The organism is Streptomyces sp. NBC_00289, assembly GCF_041435115.1.
Lineage (GTDB): Bacteria > Actinomycetota > Actinomycetes > Streptomycetales > Streptomycetaceae > Streptomyces.
This window is the reverse complement of the sequence record NZ_CP108046.1, coordinates 8,005,694-8,030,397: the sequence shown is the minus strand read 5'-3', so window position 1 is coordinate 8,030,397 and position 24,704 is coordinate 8,005,694. Positions and strand designations below refer to the sequence as shown.

Annotated in this window: 22 protein-coding genes; 6 read left to right on the top strand and 16 right to left on the bottom strand. The window is 70.4% G+C overall.

Annotated features, from left to right (window positions below; genetic code table 11):
• The first annotated feature begins 184 nt into the window (after nucleotides 1-184).
• Genes OG985_RS36335 through atzF form a run of 4 tightly spaced genes read left to right on the top strand, consistent with a single transcriptional unit; the run spans nucleotide 185 to nucleotide 6,841 of the window.
• Entirely contained in the window at nucleotides 185-1,009 is an 825-nt protein-coding gene (locus OG985_RS36335; protein ID WP_371672620.1) for an urea amidolyase associated protein UAAP1, read from the top strand.
• Entirely contained in the window at nucleotides 1,006-1,611 is a 606-nt protein-coding gene (locus tag OG985_RS36330; RefSeq protein ID WP_371672619.1) for an urea amidolyase associated protein UAAP2, read from the top strand. The genes OG985_RS36335 and OG985_RS36330 overlap by 4 nt, the downstream gene beginning before the upstream one ends.
• On the top strand, nucleotides 1,608-5,120 hold the full coding sequence (locus OG985_RS36325; protein ID WP_371672618.1) for a 5-oxoprolinase/urea amidolyase family protein: 3,513 nt from the start codon (nucleotides 1,608-1,610) through the stop codon (nucleotides 5,118-5,120). Before OG985_RS36330 ends, OG985_RS36325 begins: the two co-directional genes overlap by 4 nt.
• Before the next feature lie 17 nt (nucleotides 5,121-5,137).
• Nucleotides 5,138-6,841 carry an allophanate hydrolase gene (gene atzF / locus OG985_RS36320; protein ID WP_371672617.1) on the top strand — a complete coding sequence of 568 codons (1,704 nt, stop codon included), beginning with the start codon at nucleotides 5,138-5,140 and terminating at the stop codon, nucleotides 6,839-6,841.
• Nucleotides 6,842-7,044: 203 nt separating this feature from the next.
• Here atzF and OG985_RS36315 read toward each other — a convergent pair whose 3' ends face one another.
• The gene (locus OG985_RS36315) at nucleotides 7,045-9,897 is read right to left on the bottom strand and encodes a DEAD/DEAH box helicase (RefSeq protein ID WP_371672616.1); all 2,853 of its coding nucleotides are present in this window, start codon (nucleotides 9,895-9,897) and stop codon (nucleotides 7,045-7,047) included.
• A 173-nt stretch (nucleotides 9,898-10,070) separates the two neighbouring features.
• Here OG985_RS36315 and OG985_RS36310 point away from each other — a divergent pair, with 173 nt between their 5' ends.
• On the top strand, nucleotides 10,071-10,571 hold the full coding sequence (locus tag OG985_RS36310) for a hypothetical protein (protein ID WP_371672615.1): 501 nt from the start codon (nucleotides 10,071-10,073) through the stop codon (nucleotides 10,569-10,571).
• 77 nt (nucleotides 10,572-10,648) lie between these two features.
• On the opposite strand, the gene tatC is transcribed toward OG985_RS36310, so the two are convergent.
• The 10 genes from tatC to OG985_RS36260 form a co-directional block, all read right to left on the bottom strand.
• Nucleotides 10,649-11,599 (bottom strand): twin-arginine translocase subunit TatC, encoded by a 951-nt coding sequence (gene tatC / locus OG985_RS36305; protein ID WP_371672614.1) that lies wholly within the window; start codon nucleotides 11,597-11,599, stop codon nucleotides 10,649-10,651.
• Between the two features lie 47 nt (nucleotides 11,600-11,646).
• Nucleotides 11,647-11,934 carry a Sec-independent protein translocase subunit TatA gene (tatA, locus tag OG985_RS36300; protein ID WP_371672613.1) on the bottom strand — a complete coding sequence of 96 codons (288 nt, stop codon included), beginning with the start codon at nucleotides 11,932-11,934 and terminating at the stop codon, nucleotides 11,647-11,649.
• 261 nt (nucleotides 11,935-12,195) lie between these two features.
• Nucleotides 12,196-12,390 carry a hypothetical protein gene (locus tag OG985_RS36295; RefSeq protein WP_371672612.1) on the bottom strand — a complete coding sequence of 65 codons (195 nt, stop codon included), beginning with the start codon at nucleotides 12,388-12,390 and terminating at the stop codon, nucleotides 12,196-12,198.
• 66 nt (nucleotides 12,391-12,456) lie between these two features.
• Entirely contained in the window at nucleotides 12,457-12,750 is a 294-nt protein-coding gene (locus tag OG985_RS36290; RefSeq protein ID WP_371672611.1) for a hypothetical protein, read from the bottom strand.
• Nucleotides 12,747-13,790 (bottom strand): helix-turn-helix transcriptional regulator, encoded by a 1,044-nt coding sequence (locus tag OG985_RS36285; RefSeq protein WP_371672610.1) that lies wholly within the window; start codon nucleotides 13,788-13,790, stop codon nucleotides 12,747-12,749. Before OG985_RS36285 ends, OG985_RS36290 begins: the two co-directional genes overlap by 4 nt.
• 18 nt (nucleotides 13,791-13,808) lie before the next feature.
• The gene (locus OG985_RS36280) at nucleotides 13,809-14,762 is read right to left on the bottom strand and encodes a helix-turn-helix transcriptional regulator (RefSeq protein WP_371672609.1); all 954 of its coding nucleotides are present in this window, start codon (nucleotides 14,760-14,762) and stop codon (nucleotides 13,809-13,811) included.
• A gap of 187 nt (nucleotides 14,763-14,949) precedes the next feature.
• A complete protein-coding gene (locus OG985_RS36275; RefSeq protein WP_371672608.1) occupies nucleotides 14,950-15,321 on the bottom strand; it encodes an FKBP-type peptidyl-prolyl cis-trans isomerase in 372 nt (123 codons plus the stop codon).
• Between the two features lie 58 nt (nucleotides 15,322-15,379).
• A complete protein-coding gene (locus OG985_RS36270) occupies nucleotides 15,380-16,396 on the bottom strand; it encodes an FKBP-type peptidyl-prolyl cis-trans isomerase (RefSeq protein WP_371672607.1) in 1,017 nt (338 codons plus the stop codon).
• A 127-nt stretch (nucleotides 16,397-16,523) separates the two neighbouring features.
• Nucleotides 16,524-17,885, bottom strand: a complete 1,362-nt coding sequence (pafA, locus tag OG985_RS36265) for a Pup--protein ligase (protein WP_371672606.1) — start codon at nucleotides 17,883-17,885, stop codon at nucleotides 16,524-16,526.
• 9 nt (nucleotides 17,886-17,894) lie between these two features.
• A complete protein-coding gene (locus OG985_RS36260; protein WP_371672605.1) occupies nucleotides 17,895-19,154 on the bottom strand; it encodes an MFS transporter in 1,260 nt (419 codons plus the stop codon).
• 118 nt (nucleotides 19,155-19,272) lie between these two features.
• Here OG985_RS36260 and OG985_RS36255 point away from each other — a divergent pair, with 118 nt between their 5' ends.
• On the top strand, nucleotides 19,273-20,289 hold the full coding sequence (locus OG985_RS36255; protein WP_371672604.1) for a LacI family DNA-binding transcriptional regulator: 1,017 nt from the start codon (nucleotides 19,273-19,275) through the stop codon (nucleotides 20,287-20,289).
• Between the two features lie 54 nt (nucleotides 20,290-20,343).
• Here the strand turns inward: OG985_RS36255 and prcA are convergent, their stop codons facing one another.
• The 5 genes from prcA to dop all read right to left on the bottom strand — a co-directional run bounded on the left by prcA (nucleotide 20,344) and on the right by dop (nucleotide 24,491).
• Nucleotides 20,344-21,090, bottom strand: a complete 747-nt coding sequence (gene prcA, locus OG985_RS36250) for a proteasome subunit alpha (protein WP_371672603.1) — start codon at nucleotides 21,088-21,090, stop codon at nucleotides 20,344-20,346.
• 60 nt (nucleotides 21,091-21,150) lie between these two features.
• Entirely contained in the window at nucleotides 21,151-21,996 is an 846-nt protein-coding gene (gene prcB, locus OG985_RS36245) for a proteasome subunit beta (protein WP_371672602.1), read from the bottom strand.
• Nucleotides 21,948-22,553: an endonuclease VII domain-containing protein gene (locus OG985_RS36240; RefSeq protein WP_371672601.1), complete on the bottom strand. Its 606-nt coding sequence runs from the start codon at nucleotides 22,551-22,553 to the stop codon at nucleotides 21,948-21,950. The genes prcB and OG985_RS36240 overlap by 49 nt, the downstream gene beginning before the upstream one ends.
• 52 nt (nucleotides 22,554-22,605) lie before the next feature.
• Nucleotides 22,606-22,824 carry a ubiquitin-like protein Pup gene (locus OG985_RS36235; RefSeq protein WP_093831806.1) on the bottom strand — a complete coding sequence of 73 codons (219 nt, stop codon included), beginning with the start codon at nucleotides 22,822-22,824 and terminating at the stop codon, nucleotides 22,606-22,608.
• Nucleotides 22,825-22,979: 155 nt separating this feature from the next.
• The gene (gene dop, locus OG985_RS36230) at nucleotides 22,980-24,491 is read right to left on the bottom strand and encodes a depupylase/deamidase Dop (protein ID WP_371672600.1); all 1,512 of its coding nucleotides are present in this window, start codon (nucleotides 24,489-24,491) and stop codon (nucleotides 22,980-22,982) included.
• Between the last annotated feature and the right edge of the window lie 213 nt (nucleotides 24,492-24,704).

Genomic DNA, 24,704 nt, shown 5'->3' with positions numbered 1-24,704 from the left:
TCGCACACGGTGTCCCGGGTGATCCCGGGCCGACTTCCGGGTGATCCCCGTGAGGGCTCGGTAACCGGGCGGCAACGCGCGGGCAACGCCGGCGACCCGCCCCGCACCTAATTTCTGTCGAGCGACAGAAATTCGACCGACGGGTTCGCCGAGACGGACCCACCCCGGAGCCGGAGGTCCCGCGATGGCGACAGCGACCACTTACGGAGCCCGCGCCCATGCCCGAGCCCAACAGGGCACGCGCACCGAGGCCATGCCCGTCGTACCGGCCGGGAACTGGCCGGCGCCCCCCTGCGAGGCGGGCCACCTGGTGTGGGCCGAGACGGTCGCGGGCGGCAACTACACACACCGGGTGCTGGCCCGCGGCACCGAGCTCCGACTGACCGACCTGCGCGGCGACGCCTGCGCCCACCTGCTGCTGTACGCCGCCGACCGGCCCTGGGAGCGGCTGAACGTCGCCGACACGGTGAAGGTCCAGTGGAACGCCTACCTGGGCGAGGACAAACTCCTCCTGTCCGACCAGGGCCGGGTCCTCGCCTCGGTGGTGGGCGACACCTCCGGCCGGCACGACGCCCTGTGCGGCACCTCCACGCTCGTCCGCAACACCGCGCGCTACGGCGACGGCACCCCGCAGTCCCCCTCCCCCGCCGGCCGCGAGCTGTTCAAACTGGCGGCCGCGAAGAACGGCCTGGAAGCCCGCGACCTGCCACCGTCGCTCTCCTTCTTCCAGGGCGTCGAGGTACGCGACGACGGCACCCTCGACTTCACCGGCTCGGCGGGCCCCGGCGGCAGCGTGACCCTCCGCGCCGAGCAGGACGTGACCGTGCTGCTCGCCAACGTGCCACACCCCGCGGACCCCCGCCCGGACTACGTCAGCACCCCGCTGGAGGTGCTGGCCTGGCGTGCCGAGGCCACCCGGCCGGGCGACCCGCTGTGGGAGGCCACCCCCGAGGGCCGCCGCGCCTTCCTCAACACCGCCGAACTTCTCGCCGCGAGGGGGCTCGCATGAGCACGTCCGTCGTTCCCGCCCGGGCCGCCTGGTCGGCCGTCGTCCGCGCCGGACAGACGCTCACCGTCACCGACCTGCACGGCAACCAGGCCGTCGACTTCCTCGTCTACGACGCCCACGACACGTCGGTCCGCTACAGCGCGCCCGACACGATCCACGCGCAGGGTGGCATCTTCCTCACCACCGGCAGCGTGCTCATGTCCAACGAGCACACCCCGCTGATGACCGTGACCGACGACCAGGTGGGCCGGCACGACACGGTCGGCGGCGCCTGCTCCAAGGAGTCCAACACCCTGCGCTACGGCCACCACACCTGGTCGCAGCACGCGTGCGTGGACAACTTCCTCGCGGAGGGCGCGAAGTACGGTCTCGGCAAGCGCGACCTCGTGTCCAACATCAACTGGTACATGAACGTGCCGGTCGAGAAGGACGGCACCCTCGGCATCGTCGACGGTCTCTCCGCGCCAGGCCTGCGGCTGACCCTGCGCGCCGAGCGGGACGTGCTCGTCCTCGTCTCCAACTGCCCCCAGATCAACAACCCGTGCAACGGATTCGAGCCGACGGCGGTGGAGATGACGATCACCGAGGCGGCCGCGGCATGACCTTCGACACCCTGCTGACAGCCAACCGCGGCGAGATAGCCGTGCGGATCATCCGCACCGCCCGCGAACTGGGCCTGCGCACGATCGCCGTGTACTCCGACCCCGACCGCTCCGCCCCCCACGTCCGGCTCGCCGACGAGGCGGTGCGGCTCGGCCCGGCGCCCGCGAAGGAGTCGTACCTCGACGCCGACCTGGTCCTGAAGGCGGCCAAGGACACGGGCGCCGGCGCGATCCACCCCGGCTACGGCTTCCTGTCCGAGGACGCGGCCTTCGCGCGCCGCTGCGAGGACGCGGGCATCGTGTTCGTCGGCCCGACACCCGGGCAGCTGGAACTCTTCGGCGCCAAGCACACCGCGCGGGCGGCGGCCGAGGCGGCCGGAGTTCCCCTGGCACCGGGCACCGGACTGCTGGCATCCCTGGACGAGGCCCTTCGGCAGGCGGGCGCGATCGGCTACCCGGTCATGCTCAAGGCGACCGGCGGCGGTGGCGGCATCGGCATGTCCGCCTGCCACTCCGCCGGTGAACTGGCCGACGCCTGGGAGCGGGTGCAGCGCGTCGCCGCCGCCTCCTTCTCCTCCGCCGGCGTGTTCCTGGAACGTCTCGTCGAGCACGCCCGCCACGTCGAGGTACAGGTCTTCGGCGACGGCGAGGGCAGGGTCGTCACCTTCGGCGACCGCGACTGCTCCCTGCAACGCCGTCACCAGAAGGTGCTGGAGGAGGCACCGGCGCCCGGCCTGCCCGCGCACGTGCGCCAGCAACTCGCCCGCTCCGCCCGCGACCTGTGCGCCTCGGTCGGCTACCGCTCCGCCGGAACCGTCGAGTTCGTCTACGACGCGGCCCGCGAGGAGGCCTACTTCCTCGAGGTCAACACCCGCCTCCAGGTCGAACACCCGGTCACCGAGGAGGTGTACGGCGTCGACCTGGTCGACTGGATGCTGCGCCTGGCCCGCGGCGAGGCCGGCGTCGTGCGCGAGCCCGGCCGGCCGCGCGGACACGCCGTCGAGGCCCGCCTGTACGCCGAGGACCCCTCCCGCGAACACCGGCCGAGCGCGGGCCTGCTGACCCGCGTCGAGTTCCCGCCGGGCGTGCGCGTGGACGGCTGGGTGGAGACCGGCACCGAGGTGACGACGTCGTACGACCCGATGCTCGCGAAGGTCGTCGCCTACGGCTCCGACCGGGCGCACGCCCTGGAGCGACTGGACGAGGCGCTGGCCCGCACCCGCGTCGACGGCATCGAGACCAACCTGGGTCTGGTCCGGGCCGCGCTCACGCACCGGGACTTCAAGAACGCCACCCACTCCACGGCGACCCTCGCGACGGTGGCCGACCCGACGCCGCGCGTCGAGGTCGTCTCCGGCGGGACGCTCACCACCGTGCAGGACTGGCCCGGCCGCACCGGCTACTGGCAGGTCGGCGTGCCGCCCTGCGGCCCGATGGACGACCTGTCCTTCCGGCTCGGCAACCGGGCGCTCGGCAACCACGAGGGCGCACCGGGCCTCGAATGCACCCTCAAGGGGCCCGCCCTCCGGTTCACCCACGCCACCACCGTGTGCGTCACGGGCGCCCCCGCCCCGGTGACCGTCGACGGCACGCCGGCCGCGCAGTGGGAACCGGTGACGGTGCCCGCGGGGGCCGTACTGGAGATCGGCGCGCCCGCGGAACACGGCCTGCGCACCTACCTCCTCGTCGCGGGCGGCCTCGACATACCGGCGTACCTGGGCAGCGCGAGCACCTTCACCCTGGGTCGCTTCGGCGGCCACGGGGGCCGGGCGCTGCGCACCGGTGACGTCCTGCACGGCGGATCGGTCGCCGAGGGCACACCGGTGCCGGCCGCCGACCGCCCCGGCTTCGCCGCCGTATGGCACGTGGCCGCCGTCGAAGGCCCTCACGCGGCACCGGAGTTCTTCACCGAGCAGGACATCCACGACTTCTACGCCGCCGACTGGAAGGTCCACTTCAACTCGGCGCGCACCGGTGTCCGCCTGGTCGGCCCCAAGCCGCGCTGGGCGCGTTCGGACGGCGGCGAGGCGGGCCTGCACCCGTCCAACATCCACGACACCCCGTACTCCGTCGGCGCCGTCGACTACACGGGCGACATGCCGGTACTGCTCGGCCCGGACGGCCCCTCCCTCGGCGGCTTCGTCTGCCCCGCGACGGTGACCAGCGGCGAGCGCTGGAAGCTCGGCCAGCTGCGGCCCGGCGACACGGTGCGCTTCGTCCCGGTGGACGTGGCGGGTGCGCGACGCCCGGCCATCGTGGACGGCGGTGTGCTGGCCCGGGACGGCGACGTCACCTACCGGCGCAGCGGGGACGACAACCTGCTCGTCGAGTTCGGCCCCATGCAACTGGACCTGGCCCTGCGCATGCGCGTCCACGCCCTGATGGAGGCGGTCACCGAGGCCTCCTTCGACGGGGTCACGGACCTCACACCGGGCATCCGCTCCCTCCAGATCCGGACCGACCCGAGCCGCCTGCCGCAGCACGAACTCCTCGTCGCCGTACGGGAGATCGTCACCGCCCTGCCGCCGACCGACGAGCTGGTCGTCCCCTCCCGCACGGTCCACCTCCCCCTGTCCTGGGACGACCCGGCCACCCGCGAGGCGATCGCCCGCTACATGGCGGGGGTCCGCGACGACGCGCCCTGGTGCCCGTGGAACATCGAGTTCATCCGCCGCGTCAACGGCCTCGACTCGGTGGCGGGCGTGTACGACACGGTCTTCGACGCGGAGTACCTGGTCCTCGGCCTCGGCGACGTCTACCTGGGCGCCCCGGTGGCCACCCCGCTGGATCCGCGGCACCGCCTGGTCACCACCAAGTACAACCCGGCGCGCACCTGGACCGCCGAGAACTCGGTCGGCATCGGCGGCGCGTACCTGTGCGTCTACGGCATGGAGGGCCCCGGCGGCTACCAGTTCGTCGGCCGTACGACCCAGGTGTGGTCGGGCTGGCAGCAGCGCGGGGCGTTCGAACCGGGCTCACCCTGGCTGCTGCGGTTCTTCGACCGGATCAGGTGGTATCCGGTGGACGCGGACGAACTCCTCGAACTCCGCGCCGACATCACCTCCGGCCGCTTCGTCCCCCGCATCGAGGAGGGCACCTTCTCCCTCGCCGGCCACCAGGCGTTCCTCGCCGAGAACGCCGCGTCCATCGCGGAGTTCGGGTCCCGGCAACGGACGGCCTTCGCGGCGGAGCGGGACGCCTGGGAGGCGGCGGGCGAGTTCACCCGCGCCGACGCGGCGGCAGCGCCGGCCGCTCCGCCGGCGGAGATCACCGTCCCCGCGGGCGGCCGCCTGGTCGAGGCCGAGTTCGCGGCCTCGGTCTGGCAGGTGAACGTCGGACCCGGCGACGCGGTGACGGCCGGGCAGCCACTCCTGGCCCTGGAGGCGATGAAGATGGAGTCCAGGGTGCACGCGCCGGTCGCCGGTGTGGTGACGGAGATCCTGGCCAAGCCCGGAGACCAGGTGGAGGCGGGCACAGCGCTCGTCGTGCTCGCTCCGGCCCCGAACTGAAAGTCGAGGAACAGCGCATGTCCAGCACCCTCACCCGCGTCCGCGCCGCCTACGCCCGCATCGACGCCGTCGACCGCCCCGAGATCTGGATCGACCTGCGCCCGCGGGCCGAGGTCGAGGCGGAGGCCCGCGTGATCGACGAGCGGGTGTCCGTGGGCGAGCGGCTCCCGCTCGCCGGACGTCTGCTCGCCGTCAAGGGCAACATCGACGTGGCCGGCCTGCCCACCACCGCGGGCTGCCCGTCGTACGGCTACGAACCCGAGGCGGACGCGCCGGTGGTCGCCCGGCTGCGGGCGGCGGGCGCGATCGTGCTGGGCACCACGAACCTGGACCAGTTCGCGACGGGCCTGGTCGGCACCCGCTCGCCCTACGGCGCGGTACGCGGCGCGTACGACCCGGCGAGGATCAGCGGCGGCTCCAGTTCGGGCTCCGCCGTCGCGGTGGCCCTGGGCATCGTGGACCTCGCCCTGGGCACCGACACCGCGGGCTCGGGCCGGATCCCGGCCGCCCTCAACGGCATCGTCGGCCTCAAGCCGACCCGTGGCCTCGTCCCGACGGCGGGTGTCGTCCCGGCCTGCGCCTCCCTCGACTGCGTCACCGTCTTCGCCCGTACGCTCCCGGAGGCCGAGCAGGCCCTGTCGTTCATGGCCTCCCCCACATCCCGCGACCTCCCCCCGCTCCCCCAGCGCGCCCCCGGCCCGTGGCGCGTCGCGGTCCCGGCCAGGGAACAGCTCGGCGAGCTGGACGAGGGGTGGGCCGAGGCCTACGAGGCCGCCGTCGCCCGGCTCGACGCGGCGGGTGCCGACATCCGCGTCCTCGACCTCGCCCCGTTCACCGAGGCCGCCGCGATGCTCTATGAGGGCGCGTTCGTCGCCGAGCGGTACACGGCGGTGGGGAACTTTGTCGACAAGGCGATCGTCGAGGGCGACGAGTCCCTCGACCCCACCGTCGCCGGCATCATCACCCGTGCTCGTGACATCCCGGCCCACCGGCTCTTCGCCGACACCGACCGGCTGGCCGTCCTGCGCACCCGGGCCCTGGCGGAACTGGCCGACTCGGACGCCGTGTTGCTGCCCACCGCACCGGGCCACCCCACCCTCGCCGAGGTCGCCGCCGACCCGCTGGGCAGCAACGCCCGACTGGGCCGCTTCACCAACTCCACGAACCTCTTCGACCTGGCGGCCGTCGCCGTCCCCGCGGGCGAGGCGAACGGTCTCCCCTTCGGCGTCATGCTGGTCGGCCCCGCGTTCACCGACGACCGGCTGGCACGCATCGCCGCCCTCCTTCGGCCGGACACCCGGCTGGCGGTGGTCGGCGCCCACCTCACGGGCCAGCCCCTCAACCCCCAACTCCTGTCCCTGGGCGCCCGCCTCGACCGCACGACCACGACGGCCCCCGTCTACCGCCTGCACGCCCTGCGCACCGACCCGCCCAAGCCGGGCCTGGTCCACGTCGGCGAGGGCGGCGCACCCATCGAGACAGAGGTCTGGCACCTCCCCCCGGAGGGCCTGGGCCGGCTCCTGAGCACCCTCCCCCGCCCCATGACGCTGGGCAGTGTGCAACTGGCGGACGGCACCCACGTGCCAGGCTTCCTGTGCGAGCCGAGCGCACTGGAGAACGCGGAAGACATCACCAAGCACAAGAGCTGGCGCTCCTACCTGACCCACCGGCAGAACCAGCTCAGGGACGCCGACACCCCGCCGCCCGGCACAACCAACTAGGAACGCGCGGAACCGACAGAACCAAGTCAGGGGCGCGGGGAACTGCGCAACCGCCCACACCAACCGACCGGCACAACTAGGGGCGCGGGGAACTGCGCAACACCCCCACCCAACCCGCACCCACCAACCAACCGAACCAAGTCAGGGGCGCGGGGAACTGCGCAACCACCCCCAACCAGCCGCACCCACCAACCGGCGAACCGTCACCCCACCGACGAGTACGCCACAACCCCCCGCAGCAGCTCGTCCACCGCCTTGCGCGCATTCCTCCCCACCGTCGAGCCCTCCGCAGGAGAAGCCGCCGAGATCTGCCCCAGCACATCGATGACCTGCTTGCACCACCGCACGAAGTCACCGGCCGGCATCTCCACCTCGCGCAGCACCTCGTCGAGCCCCTTGCCGGACGCCCACATGTAGGCGGCCCAGGCGAAGCCGAGGTCAGGCTCGCGCTGGCCGACGCCCTCGGTCTGGGTGATCCGGAAGTCCTCCTCCAGGGCGTCCAGACGGCCCCAAATCCGGACCATCTCACCGAGCGCGGCCTTCGCCTTGCCGGCAGGCAGCTTGGGCGCCGTCGCGTCGTCGCTGGACCTCGACTCGAACACCAACGCCGAGACGCAGGCGGCCAGTTCCGCGGGGGCGAGGCCTTCCCAGACGCCGGCGCGCAGGCATTCGCTGGACAGCAGGTCGAGTTCGCCGTACAGCCGGGCCAGCCGCTTGCCGTGCACGGTGACCTCGTCACCGCGCAGATAGTCCAGCTCGGTCAGCAGCGCGACGATCCGGTCGAAGGTGCGGGCGATGGTGTTCGTACGCCCCTCGATGCGCCGCTCCAGCTGCGAGGTGTCCCGCAGCAGCCGGTGGTAGCGCTCGGCCCAACGCGCATGGTCCTCGCGGTCGCTGCAGCCGTGGCAGGGGTGGGCGCGGATCGCGGTGCGCAGCCGGGCGATCTCCCGGTCGTCGGCGGCCTGGGCCCGCTTCTTGCGGGCCCGCTCCGGCGGAACGTGCCCGGCCTTGGTGCGCAGCGCGGACGCGAGGTCCCGACGCGACTGCGGGGACCGCGGGTTGAACGACTTGGGGATCCGCATCCGCTCGAACGCCTCGACGGGCACCGGGAAGTCCATCGAGGCCAGCCGCTTGACCTGCCGCTCGGCGGTCAGCACCAGGGGGCGCGGGCCGTCGTGCTGCTCGAAGCCGCGGTGGCCGTTGGAACGCCCGGCGGGCAGCCCCGGATCCAGCACGAGGGCCAGGCCCGCGAACTTGCCGGTGGGGACGTGGATGATGTCACCGGGCTTGAGCTTCTCCAGCGCGACGGCCGCCTCGGCCCGACGTTCGGTGGCGCCCTGCCGGGCCAGCTCGGTCTCGCGGTCGGAGAGTTCGCGGCGCAGCCGCGCGTACTCGTCGAAGTCGCCGAGGTGGCAGGTCATGGACTCCTTGTAGCCCTCCAGCCCTTCCTCGTTGCGCTGCACCTGACGCGAGATCCCGACCACCGACTTGTCGGCCTGGAACTGCGCGAAGGACGTCTCGAGGAGCTCGCGCGAGCGGTGCCGCCCGAACTGCTCGACCAGGTTGACCGCCATGTTGTACGACGGCTTGAAGCTGGAGCGCAGCGGGTAGGTGCGGGTGCCGGCCAGGCCCGCGAGGTGCTCGGGGCTGCTGCCGCGCTGCCACAGCACGACCGCGTGACCTTCGACGTCGATGCCACGCCGGCCCGCACGGCCGGTGAGCTGCGTGTACTCGCCGGGGGTGATGTCGGCGTGCTGCTCGCCGTTCCACTTGACGAGCTTCTCCAGTACCACCGAGCGGGCGGGCATGTTGATGCCCAGCGCGAGCGTCTCGGTCGCGAACACGGCCTTCACCAGCCCGCGGACGAACAGCTCCTCGACGACCTCCTTGAACGTCGGCAGCATGCCCGCGTGGTGGGCGGCGATACCGCGTTCCAGGCCTTCCAGCCACTCGTAGTAGCCCAGGACGTGGAGATCCTCGGTCGGGATGGAGGCGGTGCGCTCCTCGACGAGGGCGCGCACCTTGCCCCGCGCCTCCTCGTCGTTGAGCCGCAGCCCCGCGAACAGGCACTGCTGTACGGCGGCCTCGCAGGCGGCGCGGCTGAAGATGAACGTGATGGCGGGCAGCAGGCCCTCGTTGTCGAGCCGTTCGATGACCTCGGGCCGGCTGGGCGTCCACACCCGGGACCGCTGTCTGCGCTCGCGCTCGCGGTCCGCGTCCCGCATGGCGCGGCCCCGCCTGCGGTCCTGGTAGGAGGGGCGGCTGGCCTCCATCCGGGCCAGGCGGGTGAGGTCGGGGTTGACGGCCCTCTTGTGGCCCTCGCCCTCCTCGAACAGGTCGTACATCCGCCGTCCGGCGAGCACGTGCTGGAACAGCGGCACGGGGCGGTGTTCGGAGACGATCACCTGGGTGTCACCACGGACGGTGTCCAGCCAGTCGCCGAACTCCTCGGCGTTCGACACGGTCGCCGACAGGGAGACGAGGGTGACCGACTCGGGCAGGTGGATGATCACTTCCTCCCACACGGCGCCCCGGAAGCGGTCGGAGAGGTAGTGCACCTCGTCCATGACCACGTAGCCGAGGCCGAGGAGGGTCTGCGAGCCCGCGTACAGCATGTTCCGCAGCACCTCGGTGGTCATCACGACCACCGGCGCATCGGAGTTGACGCTGTTGTCGCCGGTCAGCAAGCCGACCTTGTCCGCGCCGTAACGACGGCTCAGGTCGGCGTACTTCTGGTTCGACAGCGCCTTGATGGGTGTGGTGTAGAAACACTTCTTGCCCTGCTGGAGGGCGAGGTGGACGGCGAACTCGCCGACGATCGTCTTGCCCGAGCCGGTGGGCGCGGCCACCAGCACACCCTTCCCTGCCTCGAGTGCCTGGCAGGCCTCGATCTGGAAAGGGTCGAGGCCGAAGTCGTACATCTCGCGGAATCCCGCGAGCGCGGTGGCCTGCTCGACAGCACGCTTACGGGCTGCCGCATACCGCTCGGCCGGTGAGAGGTCCTCTGTCATCGTGCTTTCGAGCGTACCGGGCGCCACTGACAACAGGACGATCATTATCCGGATCAGCTGCGGCAGCGGCGCCTCCCGGCACCGCCCCCATCCAGCAAGCGCTTTCCCTCTTCGGGCAAAAGACCTTGACAGGTAAACGAACCCCTATGACAAGATCACGAACTGGCAAACACACCTTTCGTGTGCATGCCATTCGACCATCACGAACAAGGGGATTCATGAACCGCAGCATCGCTCGTCTGACCAGCGCCGCAGCTGCAGTGGCCGTGACCGCGGTGGGGGCCGTCATCCTGACGCCTGGCTCGGCCTTGGCCGCCGCCGCGACCAAGTGCAGCAGCGTCCAGAAGAACGAGTGGGACACCATCGGTCCCGACCTCGACCTGGCTGTCCAGCTCTGTGTCACCCGCAACTCCAGCAACGACTACCGCGCCTACGCCGACATCTCCTGGAACGACGGCGGTGGCGGCGTGAGCGCCGGCATGGAGGACCTGATCCTCAACCTCCGGCTGGAGCGCAACGACGCGGACTACCGGAACGAGGACTTCAACATCAACTCGCCCATCAGGGTCAACGAGTCCGGAAGCACGCGGGTATACGGCAGCACCTACCGCAGCAGCACGACCGGCGGCTGGACGGCCGACGGTCACGTCGAGTGGGACATCCAGAACGACGGCAAGGGCGGCGACACCTGGCCCCTGGGCGGCTCGCCCAGCATCTGACACCGGTGGAAAACGGTGAATCGCAGCGGCCCATCGCCTCAACCCGGCGATGGGCCGCTCCCGGTACGTGCCTGGCGTCAGGTGATGTCTTCGAGATCCGTCGAGGTCACCGGGTGGCCGTTGGCCTGTTCCGGCAGGCCGCGTCGCGTGGTCACCGGCTCGATCTCGCCGATGTCCTCCGGCGTCAGGTCCAGCTCCGACGCCTCGTCGTCCGCCGGACCCGCGGCGGCGCGGGCGGCCCGGCGCCTGTCGTTGACCAGGGCGATGGCCGTCGCGCCGAAGTACATGATCCAGATGGGGCCCGCCAGCGCCAGCATGGAGATCGGGTCGGTGCTGGGGGTGGCGATCGCGGCGAACAGGGTGATGCCCATGATCATGCCGCGCCACCAGCCGGCCATCTTCTTGCCCGAGAGCACGCCGCCGAAGTTCAGCATCACCAGGAGCAGCGGCATTTCGAAGGAGAGGCCGAAGACGATGATCATCCGCATGATCAGCTGCAGGAGTTCGTCCAGGGGAAGCTGGTTGTCGCTTCCGATGATGGAGAACTCCAGCATCACCGTCGCCATCTTGGGCAGGGACCAGTAGGCGAAGTACGCGCCGGTGAGGAACAGCGGGAAACCCGCACCCACGAAGGCGAGGCCGTACCGCTTCTCGCTGCGGTGCAGACCCGGCGCCACGAACGCCCAGAACTGGTAGAGCCACACCGGGGCGGCGAGCGCCACACCCGAGGACAGCGAAACGGTCAGGGCGAGGGTGAACGGGCTGAGCAGACCGTTCTGCACGATGCGCGCGCACTGGGTGTTGTCGGTGTTCTGCAGCTCGGCGAAGCTGTACTTGCACCCCACGGCCTGCAGGATGGGATCCGTGAAGAACTGGATGATGTCCTTGTAGAAGAAGGCTGCGACGATCGTGGTGACGACGATCGCCAGGAGACTCTTCACCAGGCGATTGCGCAACTCTCGCAGATGCTCAGCGAGGGGCATCCGCCCCTCGGGGTCCTTCTCCTGCTTGCGGGCGGACTTCAGCAACCCACGTTCCCATCTCGTGCGGCGGGCCGGAGGTCACCGGCCCTGGGTCAGCGCTTCGTCGTGTCCGTGGGCTCGGTGACCGGGCGTGAGCTGGTCACGTCACCGGGCGAGGCCTGGATCGTGCGCTGCGAGGGGGACTGCTCGTCGGTGTTGGGCGGGCCGGCCGGGGTGGCCGTGCTGTTGCCGTCGTCCTTCATCGCCTTGGCCTCGCTCTTGAGGATGCGAGCGGACTTGCCGAGCGAGCGCGCCATGTCGGGAAGCTTCTTCGCGCCGAACAGCAGGATGACGACGACGAGGATGAGAATGATCTCGGGGGCGCCGAGCCTTCCGAACATAAGTCTTTACCTTCTCACCGAGGCGGCTGGAGTGGGGTGCCGTCCGACCGGTCGGACATACGTCCGATCAATCGTTCTGACAGCGATCGTAACGCTCAGGGGTGAACGTCTGGCAATCCCCGTGCGTACTCCCGGTCCGCGGTCCGCGCCTCGTTCTGCGGGCCGCGACCAGCAGCGTACCTGTCCCTGCCGTCAAGTTGACAGGGCGAAGTGGCCCAAAACGCATCCGGCGCGGGACTCACACCATGCACACAGCAGGACTCACAGCGAGTCCACAGCGCGGGCCGTGCTCGTGGCCGCCCGCTCCAGATCCTCCGCCGCCCGGCTGATGCGCCGCGCCGAGTCCGTGACCTGCCTGCCGAGGCTCCGCGCCTCCAGGAAGACCCGTACGGCCAGCACACCGAGAACGGCGAGACCCAGAAAACCCACAGCTACCGCGAACATCGGCCAGAACATGGCGCCGAGCCTAGACCGTCCCCGGGGCCGGGGCGCAGCCGCCCGCCGCACCCGCGGCGCCGGGTGCTACACCGCGGAGTGCAGCCGCAGGGTGCTGACGCCGCCGCCGGTGAGCAGCTCGACGACCCGCTCACCGGCCGGCTTGCGGACGGCCGCGCCGCAGTCGGGGCAGGTGAAGGAGTAGAAGGTGGTGCGGCTCGTGGCGCCGATGACCAGCCGCAGGGCGCCCGCGGCCAGCTCGAAGCGGCCCCGGCAGTCCGGGCAGCCCGCCTTGAACACCACGGGGGTCACGCCTCTCATCCCGGAGAACGCGTCCGCCACCGTCATGCCCCGCACCCCGGCCGTCGACGACTCGTTCACAGCGCCTGCTCCTGCCTGTCGTACTGCCCCTCGGTCACCGCGCGAACGCCGTGGTCGCCGCGCGGCTCGACCCCGTCGTCGTACGCCGCCAGCGCCTCCCGGGCCGCCTCGCGGGCGCTGTCGGCGAGGCCGCGCGGCGACACGATCCGGCCCTCGCGCCCCAGCCGCAGCGCCAGCCGCTTCAGGGACGCCGGATCCGGGGTCCGCAGGGTGATACGCAGCCCGCCGTCGGGAAGCTCATCCGCACTGTCGTGCGGGTAGTACTCGGCGACCCAGCGGCCCCCCGGGCCGACCTCGACGACGACCTCCGGGTCCTCGGCGGCGGGCTGCACCAGGGCTTCGGACAGGTCCCGCAGCTCGACCTGGGGCGGCGCGGACGGCTCGTCGAGGATCTTGATCTCGGCGACCCGGTCGAGCCGGAACGTGCGGCGCGCCTCGGAGCGGCGGCACCAGGCCTCGACGTAGGTGTGCCCGACGCTGACGAGGCGGATCGGGTCGATCTCGCGCTCGGTGAGCTCGTCGCGGGCGGGCGAGTAGTAGCGGATCCACAGGCGGCGCCGCTCGGAGATGGCCCGGTCGACGTCGGCGAAGACACCGCCCTCGGACTCGAAGGTCACCGACAGCCGGGAGCTCGCGCCGGCCTGTTCGCCGGCCGCGGCCTCCACCTTGGCGGTGGCGCGCAGCAGCGCCTGCCGGTCGCTCTCACGCAGACCGGGCAGGGTGGACACCGCGCGGGCGGCCACCAGCAGCGCGGTCGCCTCGTCCGCGGCGAGCCTCAGCGGCTCCGCCACGTCGTCGGGGTTGTGCCACCAGATGCGCTCGCCGTCCGTGTCGATGTCGAGCAGGTCGCCGCCGCGGAAGCTGGTGCCGCACATGGGCAGCACGTCGAGGTCGGAGACCAGCTCGTCCTCGGTGATCCCGAAGGCGCGGGCGACGTCCTCGACCTTCGCCCCCGGGCGCTCCCGCAGATAGGTCACCAGCGAGAGCATCCGCCGGGTCTGGTCGATGGCGTTCGTGGGCCTGACCGGTTTGCCTGCCACTGTGTTGTCCGTTCCCCCTCAGCCCTTGGCCACGGCACGCAGCCGGTCCAGCACGTCGGCCCGCAGTTCGGCGGGTTCCAGGACCACCACGTCCGGCCCGAACTCCACCAGCCAGGCGTCGAGCCCGTGTCCGTACGGGATCTCCAGCTCGTCCCAGCCGTCCCCCAACGCCCGCACCGCGGTGGCCTTCGCCCGCAGCGGGTACCCCGCGTCCCTGCGCAGCCGGATCAGCGCCGAGCGGTCGGCGGTCTCCCCCGCCCAGCTCGCGACGGTCTCGCGGACCGTGACCACGTCGGGAACCGGGGCGGTGAACCGGGCGCCGCGCGAGCGCACCTTCCCGGTGATGCGCGACAGCCGGAACACCCGCTCGGCGCCGCGGTCACGGTCCCAGCCGGCGAGGTACCAGGTCCCGCGCCAGCACTCCAGGGCCCACGGCTCGACATGCCGGGGCTCGGGCTGGGCGGCGTTCGCCTTGCGGTAGTCGAAGACCACCGGCCGGCGGTCACGGCAGGCCAGCATCAGCGGCTCGAACGCCGCCTCGTGCACCGGGATGCGCGGTTCGAGGGCGCCATGTGCCTCGGACGGGTCGAAGTCCTCGGGCAGCCCCGCCGCCCGCAGCTTCTGCAGCGCGCCGCTGGCCGCGCCGGCCAGCCGGGCCTGCTGCCACACCTTGGCGGCCAGGCCGAGGGCGGCGGCCTCCTCGGCGTCGAGGGTGACCGGCGGGAGGCGGTTGCTGTCGCGGCGCGCCAGGTAGCCGACCTCGCCGTCCAGGTTCTCGACGGTCTCGATCACGAGTCCCAGTTCCCGCAGGTCGTCCTTGTCCCGCTCGAACATGCGGTTGAAGGAGTCGTCGCTGCCCGCTTCGAGGTAGGCCTCAATGGACTCGCGCAGCTCACGCTTGCTGAGCGGCCGGCGCGTTCCGAGCAGACACAGCGCCAGGTTCATCAGTCGCTCGGCCTTGGCAATGGCCATCGACGCCCTTCGCCTCCCTATGGTGCTTACGATCGTTGACCGTACCGCTCCGAAGTGGCCGGGCAAAAGCCGAGGGCCCACGCCCGGGCGGGCATGGGCCACTGGTGATCGGGTCCGACCGGATCCCGTACGGACGTCGTACGAGGTTCCGACCGCTAGGTGATCACTTACGACTCCTGTACGACGATCAGACCCCGAGCAGGTCGACGACGAAGATCAGGGTCTCGCCGGGCTTGATCGCCGGGGTCGGGCTCTGGTTGCCGTAGGCGAGGTGGGCGGGGATGGTCAGCTGGCGCCGGCCGCCGACCTTCATGCCCTGAACGCCGAGGTCCCAGCCCTGGATGACCCGGCCGCCGCCCAGCGGGAAGCGGAACGGGGTGCCACGGTTCCAGCTGGCGTCGAACTCCTCGCCGGTGCTGAAGGCCACGCCCACGTAGTGGACGGTGACGGTCTGACCGGCGGTCGCCTCGGCGCCCTCGCCCTCCCAGATGTCCTTGATCTCGAGGTCGGCCGGGGGCTCGCCGCCCGGGAAGTCGATCTCGGGCTTCTCGATGCTCACGTGGTGACTCCTGCTTGTGTACGAAAGGCAACGCGGACAGTCTTACAGACCCGGCAGGTCACATCGCGGCCAGGATGTCGACGGAGAACACCAGCGTGGAGTCCTTCTTGATAGCGCCGCCCGTCGGCGGGTTGTCCCCGTACCCGAGCTTCGGGGGCATCACCAACAGCACCCGGCTGCCCACCTTCTTGCCCTCCAGCCCCTCCGCCAGACCCTTGACCAGCTGCTGCATCTGCGTCAGGGAGAAGGAGCTGAGCTGCTTGCGGGTGTACGTCGACTCGAACTCCTTGCCGCTGTCCCAGACCACGCCCTTGAACTGCACGAGGACCGTCTGGTCCGCCTTCACGGGCGCGCCGTCGCCCTCCAGGACGTAGTTCGACACGAGTTTCGTCGGCGCGTCGGCCTTGGGAACCTCGATCGAGGGCGCCTTGCCGTCGGTGTTGGTACCCACCTTCGGCAGGTCCGCGTCGTCCTGGGCGACGGTCTTGCCCTTGGCGGAGCTCTTGGCGTTGAACGCGTCCTGGATGTCGATCACGAAGACGAGCGTGTCGGTGCCCTTGATGCCCGCCTGGGCGTTGCCCTGCGTGCCGTATCCCCAGGTCGGCGGAATGGCCATCTCGACGCGGCTGCCCACCTTCCGGCCGGCCAGGCCGTAGCGCCAGCCGTCGATGATGCTGCCCTGCGCGAGCTGGAGGACCAGCGGGGCGTTGCGGTCGTAGGAGTTGTCGAAGACCTTCGCCGTCGACCAGATCTGGCCGAGGTAGTTCGCCTGGATGTAGTCGCCCTCCGCCACCGCCCGCCCGCTGCCCGCGATGACCGTCTTCACCGCGAGGTTCTTCGACGGATCGCCGCTGCCCTTGGCCACCGTCGGCTTCTCGTCGAACTTCGTCCCCGCGGTGATGGCCGGCACCGGTCCGTCGACGATCTTCGGCGGCGGTGCCGCTGACGTGGCCGAGGCGGAGGGTGACGGCGAGGCGCTGTCGCTGGCCTTGCTCGAGTCCTTCTTGTCATCGCCGCATCCGGCGATCGTGACCAGTCCTGCGGGTACGGCGATGAGAAGTGAGCGTCGGCGCACGGTGAAAGCCTCGTATCGGTCGATCTTGATGATGGCGTCCGCGCAACTCTACGGCGTGCGAAGGGCGCCGTACGGGAAACGTACGGCGCCCGCGTTGCGTTCCGGAAGGCGCCCCGGAACGCATTGCTCACATTCCGGCGATCAGCTTCTCCACCCGGTCGTCCACGGAACGGAACGGGTCCTTGCACAAGACCGTGCGCTGAGCCTGGTCGTTGAGCTTGAGGTGGACCCAGTCGACCGTGAAGTCGCGGCGCTGTTCCTGGGCCCTGCGGATGAAGTCGCCGCGCAGCCTGGCCCGAGTGGTCTGCGGCGGAACCGATTTGCCCTCGAAGATCTTCATGTCATTGCAGATCCGGGCGGCTTGACCCTTCCTCTCCAGAAGGTAGTACAGACCACGACGGCGGTGAATGTCGTGATACGCGAGGTCTATCTGCGCGACCCGCGGATGGGACATGGTCATGTTGTGCTTGGCCCGGTACCGCTCGATGAGCTTGTACTTCATCACCCAGTCGATCTCGGTGCCGATCCGGTCGAGGTCCTCGGCCTCGATCGAGTCCAGCGTGCGGCCCCACAGCTCCAGGACCTGGTCGACGACGCCGGTGCGGATGCCACGCCGCTCCACGAAGTCCACGGCCTTCTCGTAGTACTCGCGCTGCACCTCCAGCGCGGAGGCCTCGCGGCCACTGGCCAGACGCACCTTGCGCCGGCCCGTGATGTCGTGACTGACCTCGCGGATCGCCCGGATCGGGTTCTCCAGGGTCAGGTCGCGCATCACCGTGCCCGCCTCGATCATGCGCAGCACCAGGTCGGTGGCGCCGACCTTGAGCAGCATGGTCGTCTCGGACATGTTCGAGTCGCCCACGATGACATGCAGGCGGCGATAGCGCTCGGCGTCCGCGTGCGGCTCGTCGCGCGTGTTGATGATCGGCCTCGAACGGGTCGTCGCCGAGGAGACGCCCTCCCAGATGTGCTCGGCACGCTGACTGACGCAGTACACCGCCCCGCGAGGGGTCTGCAGCACCTTGCCGGCACCGCACAGCAGCTGCCTCGTGACGAGGAACGGAATCAGGATGTCGGCGAGCCGGGAGAACTCCCCGTGCCGGGCGACGAGGTAGTTCTCGTGGCACCCGTAGGAGTTTCCCGCCGAGTCGGTGTTGTTCTTGAAGAGGTAGACGTCGCCCGCGATTCCTTCCTCGTGCAGGCGTCGTTCGGCGTCCACCAGGAGTCCTTCGAGAATGCGCTCGCCGGCCTTGTCGTGGGTGACGAGTTCCGTCACGTTGTCACATTCGGGTGTGGCGTATTCCGGATGTGAGCCCACGTCGAGATAAAGCCGGGCGCCGTTTCGCAGAAAGACATTGCTGCTACGGCCCCATGACACGACACGGCGGAAGAGGTACCGCGCCACCTCGTCAGGCGACAGGCGGCGCTGTCCCCTGAACGTGCACGTGACGCCGTACTCGTTCTCCAGCCCGAAAATGCGGCGGTCCATGAGTGAACATTACGCCCGATCCCCTGACCGCAAACGGGGTTCGACAGCACGGTTTGGATCATTTTCCGATGAAGCCGCAACCACCGCCCGCCCGGCGGGAGCTGCGAGGACCCTTCCGGTGGCCAGCAGAACCAGCAGGGACACGCCCCCCGCGACACCCGGCACGACGAAGCCCCACAGGGCCCCGCCCGCCTCCACGACGGGCCCGGCCAGGCCCGTTCCCACCGACGCGCCCACGGTGAACGTCGTCACGAGCCACGAGAACGCCTCGGTGACCGTCCCGGCCGGCGCGTGACGGTCGACCAGAACGAAGGCACACGCGATGGCGGGCGCCAGGAAGACACCCGCCAGGACCGCCAGCAGCGTCATGGCGACCGCGCCCGGCATCAGCGTCAGCGGCAGGTAACACACCGCCAGAAGGGCCACCAGGGCCTGCAGTCGCCGCGCCGGCTCACCGGTCCACCGCCGCGCCCCGTAGAACAGCCCGCCGATGAGCGCGCCCAGGCCCACGGCCGCCATCAGCCAGCCGTACACCGCGTCCCCGCCGTTGTCGTCGGCGTACGGGACGGAGGCGACCGTGATGGAACCCAGCGCCATCCCGACGAAGAGGAACGCCCCGAGCAGAGCGAGGAGTCCGGGCGAGCGCAGCGCACCGAGCCAGTGCGCCTCACGCGGAGCCGACCGCCACGCCCGCGAGGGCGGCGAGAGCACCACGGACAGCGCGCCGAGGACCCCGATGACGCTCAGCACGAGCAGGGCGGCCTGGGCCGACCACACCGACGCGCACAACGTCACCAGCAACGGCCCGACGGTGAACATCACTTCCTGCGCCACGGCATCCATCGCGTACGCCGTGTGGACCTGGCCCTCCTCGCGCAGGACACCGGGCCACAGCGCCCGCAGGCCGCCCTCCAGCGGCGGCGTGAAGAGGCCCGCGGCCGCCACGCAGGCATGGGCGAGCGGCAGCGGATCGGTGCCCGCGAACGCGAAGGCGGTCATCGCCAGAGCCGACAGCACCGCGGCGGGCAACTGCACGCGTGGCTGCCCGTACAGGTCGACGAGCCGCCCCAGCACGGGCTGCCCCACGGCGTTGGCGACCCCGTACGTGGCCGCCAGGCCTCCGGCGAGGCTGTAGGAGCCGCCCTCCGCACGGACGAACAGCACGATCGCGATCGCGGCGGTGGCGTTCGGCAGGCGGCCCACGAGCGTGCCCACCAGCAGCCTGGTGGCATGCCTCGCCCTGAGGATCTCCAGGTATCCCGCGGCCATGTCCGCCCTTCCACGCTGTCGGCCCGCTGCGATGACGCATGAGGTTTTACGTATAACTACCTCCGTCATACGTACCATGTGCGCTGTTCACCCGTCCATACGAAGGAGCAGACCCACGGTGGCACGAGGCAGCACCCGCCCCACGAGCCGTGACGTCGCCCAGGCCGCCGGCGTCTCCCAGGCCGCCGTCTCCCTGGTCCTCGGCGACAAATGGCGCGGGCGCGTCTCCGAGACCACCGCCGAACGCGTCCGGGAAGCCGCACGCGACCTCGGCTACCGCCCCAACCTCGCCGCCCGCAACCTACGCCTCGGCCGCACCCGCACCGTGCTCCTCGTCGTCCCCGCACTGACGACCGAGTTCTTCGCCGGCGTCTACACCGGCGCGGCCCGCGTCGCCGCCGCACATGGCTTCGGAGTCGTCCTCTACCCCTCCCCCGAAGGCATCGGCCCCGCCCGCGACCCCTTCGCCTCCGCCCAGGCCGCCCTCGACGGCGTCATCGCCTCCTCCATGGCAGCCGACGCCCTCAGTGCCATCCGCGGCGACCAGCTGCCCCTCGTCATGCTCGACAGCGACCCCGAGGGCAGCCTCGGCGCGGCCACCGTCAACCTGGACATCACCGACGGCGTCCGCCAGGTCGCCGACCACCTCCTCGGCCTCGGACACCGGCGCTTCCTGCACCTGGCCGCCGACGTACCTTCCTGGACCTTCGACGTACGCGCCCACGAGCTGGTCGCACGCATCGCCGCCGTCCCCGGCACCTCGATCCGCACCGCCCGCGCCCCCATCTCCATCGACGGCGCCCTCGCCGCCACCGAGACGGCCCTCGCCCAGCCCGGCCCCCGGCCCACCGCCCTCGTCTGCGACGACGACAAACTCGCCGCCGGCGCCTACAAGGCGGCCCGACGCCTCGGTCTCCGCGTCCCCGACGACCTCTCCGTGACCGGCCTGGACGACCTCGCTCTGGCCACCGCGCTCGACCCGGAACTCACCACCGTGCGCCTCGACGCCGAGCTCTTCGGCGAACGCGGCATGCACGCCCTCCTGGCCGTCCTGGACGGCCGTACACCGCAGGCCGGAGACATCCCCGTCGAACTCGTCGTCAGGGGCTCCACGGCACCCCCCAGCCCCTCCTGAGACGCCTGTGCCCCGGCCGCAGAGCCGGCCGGGGCACATGAAGAGCGGGATGGGCTACTTCTCGTCGGGTTCCTCGGCGCTCTCGGCCTCGGTGGCGGCACCGCCCGCCTCCAGCAGCCGCGACAACTGCCCGCCGACGATCCGCTTGAACTTGCGCTGCTGCGGACGCGTACGGTCCAGCACCGCGACCTCCAGGCGCTCCGCGGGAATCTCCCGCTCACTGCCGTTCGTGTCACGGGACAGCGCCTGAACGGCCAGCCTGAGCCCCTCGGCGAGGCTCATACCGTCCTGGTGCCGCTGATCCAGATACGTGCTGATCTGCTCGGCATTACCACCGACCGCGACCGAACCGTGCTCGTCGACGATCGACCCGTCATGCGGCAACCGGTAGATCTGGTCACCCTCCGGCGTCTCCCCGACCTCGGCCACCACCAACTCCACCTCGTACGGCTTCTCGGCCGCCGAGGAGAAGATCGTGCCCAACGTCTGCGCATACACGTTGGCGAGACCGCGAGCGGTCACATCGTCCCGGTCATAGGTGTAACCCCGCAGGTCGGCGTACCGCACACCACCGATCCGCAGATTCTCGTACTCGTTGTACTTGCCGGCGGCCGCGAACCCGATCCGGTCGTAGATCTCGCTGAACTTGTGCAGCGCACGGGACGGGTTCTCACCGACGAACACGATGCCGTCGGCATACTGCAGCACGACCAGGCTGCGGCCACGGGCGATGCCCTTGCGGGCGTACTCCGCCCGGTCCGCCATCGCCTGCTGGGGTGAGACATAGAACGGCGTCGACACCGGTTATCCGTCCCTTTCTGTCGAAGTCACTGGACCACCTGGATAAGAACGGGCCATCGCCTACAGCAGTGCGGCCCGCGGGCCGTCCGGCTGCTCCAGGCGCCGCTCCAGGATCGCGCGGGCGATCTCGGAGGACTCGTCGTCGTTGAGCCGACGGAAGCCGCCCTCGGTGATCACGGTGACGATCGGGTAGATCCGGCGGGCCACATCGGGACCACCGGTCGCCGAGTCGTCGTCCGCCGCGTCGTAGAGGGCCTGCACGACCAGCGTCGTGGCCTCGTCCTCGGTCAGATCCTCACGGAACAGCTTCTTCATGGCGCCGCGCGCGAAGATCGAGCCGGAACCGGTGGCGGCGTAGTAGTGCTCCTCGGAACGGCCGCCGGTGACGTCGTAGGAGAAGATGCGGCCCTTCGCCCGGTCAACGTCGAAACCGGCGAAGAGCGGAACCACGGCCAGACCCTGCATGGCCATACCGAGGTTGGAACGGATCATGGTCGACAGCCGGTTCGCCTTGCCCTCCAGCGAGAGCTGCGCCCCCTCGACCTTCTCGAAGTGCTCCAGCTCCAGCTGGAAGAGCTTGACCATCTCGACGGCCAGACCGGCGGTGCCGGCGATACCGACGGCCGAGTACTCGTCCGCCGGGAAGACCTTCTCGATGTCCCGCTGGGCGATGACGTTGCCCATGGTGGCCCGACGGTCACCCGCGAGCACCACACCGCCCGGGAAGGTGACGGCGACGATCGTGGTGCCGTGCGGCGCCTCGATCACGCCCTGGGTGGGCGGCAGTTGCCGGTTGCCCGGCAGGATCTCCGGCTGATGCTCGGAGAGGAAGTCCATGAAGGACGACGACCCGGGCGTCAGGAAGGCAGCTGGTAGACGCCCGGTGCTACGAGTGTTGGCTTCCACGCGATTCCTTCCACGTAAACAGCAGCCCGCCTTATGGCATCGGGCCGATCCTTGAACTGCCCCAGTGCGGCGTTGCAGCTGAAGCACAGTACGCCTCGGACCCTACCCGTGTTGTGGCAGTGATCCACATGTGCGGCCGGAGCTGACAAACATATGCAGCAGACGCCCGCCTGAGAGGCGATCAACTCGTCCCGCTCGGCTTCGGTGATGCCGTACTGACGCCTGAGATGCCCCTGCCGCCCCTGGACGGCGCGACACGCCTTGCAGCGGGTCGACAAGCCGTCGGAGGCGGTGGCGTTGCGATGCCACTCGCTGTGCGGCTTGACTACGCCACAGGTCCGGCAGAGTTTGTGCCCTGCCGGAACGTCGGCCTTCTCCCGGACCGGCTTGCCCATCGCCTCCCGGCGGCGCCGGTAGTGCGCGGCACTGTATTGCGCCACACACTCCCGGCATCGCACCTGCAGGCCATCGCTCCGGTTCTTGTCCCGAGCGAACGCGGCGACGGGCAAGTCACTCCCGCAGCCCGAGCACCGTTTGAGAGGCGAGCCCCCAGCCATCCCCTAACCCCCCGCACCCTTCAATTCGAAGGAGAGATGGCGCGACTAGCTTTTACTCTCCACCTTTTTGCACGAAGCTTCGAACGAAATCCTCAGCATTCTCTTCGAGTACGTCGTCGATCTCGTCCAGAACCGAGTCGACGTCGTCGCTCAGCTTTTCCTGGCGCTCCTTGAGGTCGTCGGTCGCCTGGGCGTCCTGTGTCTGCTCCTCGACCTCCTCGGTCGAGCGCGTCGCCTTCTGCTGGCCGCCGCCGGTGTCCTTGGTCGCCATAACCCTCACCCCGCTCGGTTCGACGTTCTTGATCAGACCCTACAAGCAGGGTCCGACATCGGCCCCGCAGTTGCATCAACGTCCGGGGACCATCTCGATGATTCCCTCACGCCGACTTTTCCACCCTGCGGGCCGAGTCGGCCCCGGGTACCCACTCAGTTGCCCGACAGCACCCTGACCAGGTCTTCCGCCGTGCGGCAGCGGTCCAGGAGCTCCTTGACGTGATTACGCGTTCCGCGAAGCGGCTCCAGGGTTGGGACGCGCTGCAGCGAGTCCCGGCCCGGCAGATCGAAGATCACCGAGTCCCAGGAGGCCGCGGCGACGTCGTCCGCGTACTGCTCCAGGCAGCGCCCGCGGAAGTAGGCCCGGGTGTCCTCGGGCGGCTTGGTACGGGCCCGCTCGACGTCGTTCTCGTCCAGCAGGCGCTTGATGCGGCCGCGGGCCGCGAGACGGTTGTAGAGGCCCTTGTCGGCCCGTACGTCGGCGTACTGGAGGTCGACGAGGTGCAGGCGGGGGGCGTCCCAGTCGAGGCTGTCCCGACGCCGGTACCCCTCCATGAGTTCCCGCTTGGCGACCCAGTCGAGCTCGCCCGCCAGGCTCATCGGGTCGTTCTCCAGGCGGTTGAGGGTGTCCTCCCAGCGGGCCAGGACGTCCTTGGTCTGGTCGTCGGCGTCCGCGCCGTACCGTTCCTCGACGTACTTGCGCGACAGTTCGAAGTACTCCATCTGGAGCTGGACCGCGGTGAGCGTCCGGCCGCTGCGGAGGGTGACCAGGCGCTTGAGCGTCGGGTCGTGCGAAACCTGGTGCAGGGTGCGGACGGGCTGGTCCACCGCGAGGTCCACGGCGATGAAGCCGTCCTCGATCATCGACAGGACCAGGGCCGTCGTGCCCAGCTTGAGGTACGTGGAGATCTCGGACAGGTTCGCGTCGCCGATGATCACGTGCAGGCGGCGGTACCTCTCGGCGTCGGCGTGCGGCTCGTCGCGGGTGTTGATGATCGGGCGCTTGAGGGTGGTCTCGAGGCCGACCTCGACCTCGAAGTAGTCGGCGCGCTGGCTGAGCTGGAAGCCGTGCTCGTGTCCGTCCTGGCCGATGCCGACGCGGCCGGCGCCCGTGACGACCTGGCGGGAGACGAAGAACGGGGTGAGGTGGCGCACGATGTCCGAGAAGGGGGTCTCCCGCTTCATCAGGTAGTTCTCGTGAGTGCCGTAGGAGGCGCCCTTGTTGTCGGTGTTGTTCTTGTAGAGGTGGATGGGCTGGGCGCCGGGCAGCTGGGCGGCGCGTTCCGCGGCTTCCGCCATGATGCGTTCGCCGGCCTTGTCCCACAGGACGGCGTCGCGGGGGTTGGTGACCTCCGGGGAGCTGTACTCGGGGTGTGCGTGGTCGACGTAGAGCCGTGCGCCGTTGGTGAGGATGACGTTGGCCAGTCCGATGTCCTCGTCGGTGAGCTGGCTGGAGTCGGCTGTCTCGCGGGCCAGGTCGAAGCCTCGCGCGTCGCGCAGCGGGTTCTCCTCCTCGAAGTCCCAGCGGGCCCGGCGGGCCCTGTGCATCGCGGCCGCGTAGGCGTTGACGATCTGGGACGAGGTGAGCATGGCATTGGCGTTGGGGTGGCCGGGGACGGAGATCCCGTACTCCGTCTCGATGCCCATTACTCGCCGTACGGTCATGCGGCCCTCCTTGCCCGGCGGCGCCCTCGGTCGGGGACGCCGCTCACGTACCGCTGGCGCTCCGGTGCGTGTGCGGTGCCCGTCCCCGCACTGCGCGACTCGGCGGTACCGAAGAGCCTAGAACGCCTCCGCGCCGGCGGGGAGATCATTTGCGTCTTTGCCTTGCTCCGGCCGTGGCCCGAAAAGCAGTCGGCTGCGGGTACCCGGTGAGGG

What these genes read in the sequence shown, in the direction of transcription:
- OG985_RS36280 (WP_371672609.1), bottom strand. Translation starts at nt 14,762, where the DNA reads ATGGCCATTGCCAAGGCCGAGCGACTGATGAACCTGGCGCTGTGTCTG.
- OG985_RS36260 (WP_371672605.1), bottom strand. Translation starts at nt 19,154, where the DNA reads ATGGCCGCGGGATACCTGGAGATCCTCAGGGCGAGGCATGCCACCAGG.
- OG985_RS36295 (WP_371672612.1), bottom strand. Translation starts at nt 12,390, where the DNA reads ATGTTCTGGCCGATGTTCGCGGTAGCTGTGGGTTTTCTGGGTCTCGCC.
- OG985_RS36315 (WP_371672616.1), bottom strand. Translation starts at nt 9,897, where the DNA reads ATGATCGTCCTGTTGTCAGTGGCGCCCGGTACGCTCGAAAGCACGATG.
- OG985_RS36235 (WP_093831806.1), bottom strand. Translation starts at nt 22,824, where the DNA reads ATGGCGACCAAGGACACCGGCGGCGGCCAGCAGAAGGCGACGCGCTCG.
- dop (WP_371672600.1), bottom strand. Translation starts at nt 24,491, where the DNA reads ATGACCGTACGGCGAGTAATGGGCATCGAGACGGAGTACGGGATCTCC.
- pafA (WP_371672606.1), bottom strand. Translation starts at nt 17,885, where the DNA reads ATGGACCGCCGCATTTTCGGGCTGGAGAACGAGTACGGCGTCACGTGC.
- OG985_RS36310 (WP_371672615.1), top strand. Translation starts at nt 10,071, where the DNA reads ATGAACCGCAGCATCGCTCGTCTGACCAGCGCCGCAGCTGCAGTGGCC.
- tatA (WP_371672613.1), bottom strand. Translation starts at nt 11,934, where the DNA reads ATGTTCGGAAGGCTCGGCGCCCCCGAGATCATTCTCATCCTCGTCGTC.
- OG985_RS36330 (WP_371672619.1), top strand. Translation starts at nt 1,006, where the DNA reads ATGAGCACGTCCGTCGTTCCCGCCCGGGCCGCCTGGTCGGCCGTCGTC.
- OG985_RS36325 (WP_371672618.1), top strand. Translation starts at nt 1,608, where the DNA reads ATGACCTTCGACACCCTGCTGACAGCCAACCGCGGCGAGATAGCCGTG.
- OG985_RS36335 (WP_371672620.1), top strand. Translation starts at nt 185, where the DNA reads ATGGCGACAGCGACCACTTACGGAGCCCGCGCCCATGCCCGAGCCCAA.
- atzF (WP_371672617.1), top strand. Translation starts at nt 5,138, where the DNA reads ATGTCCAGCACCCTCACCCGCGTCCGCGCCGCCTACGCCCGCATCGAC.
- OG985_RS36240 (WP_371672601.1), bottom strand. Translation starts at nt 22,553, where the DNA reads ATGGCTGGGGGCTCGCCTCTCAAACGGTGCTCGGGCTGCGGGAGTGAC.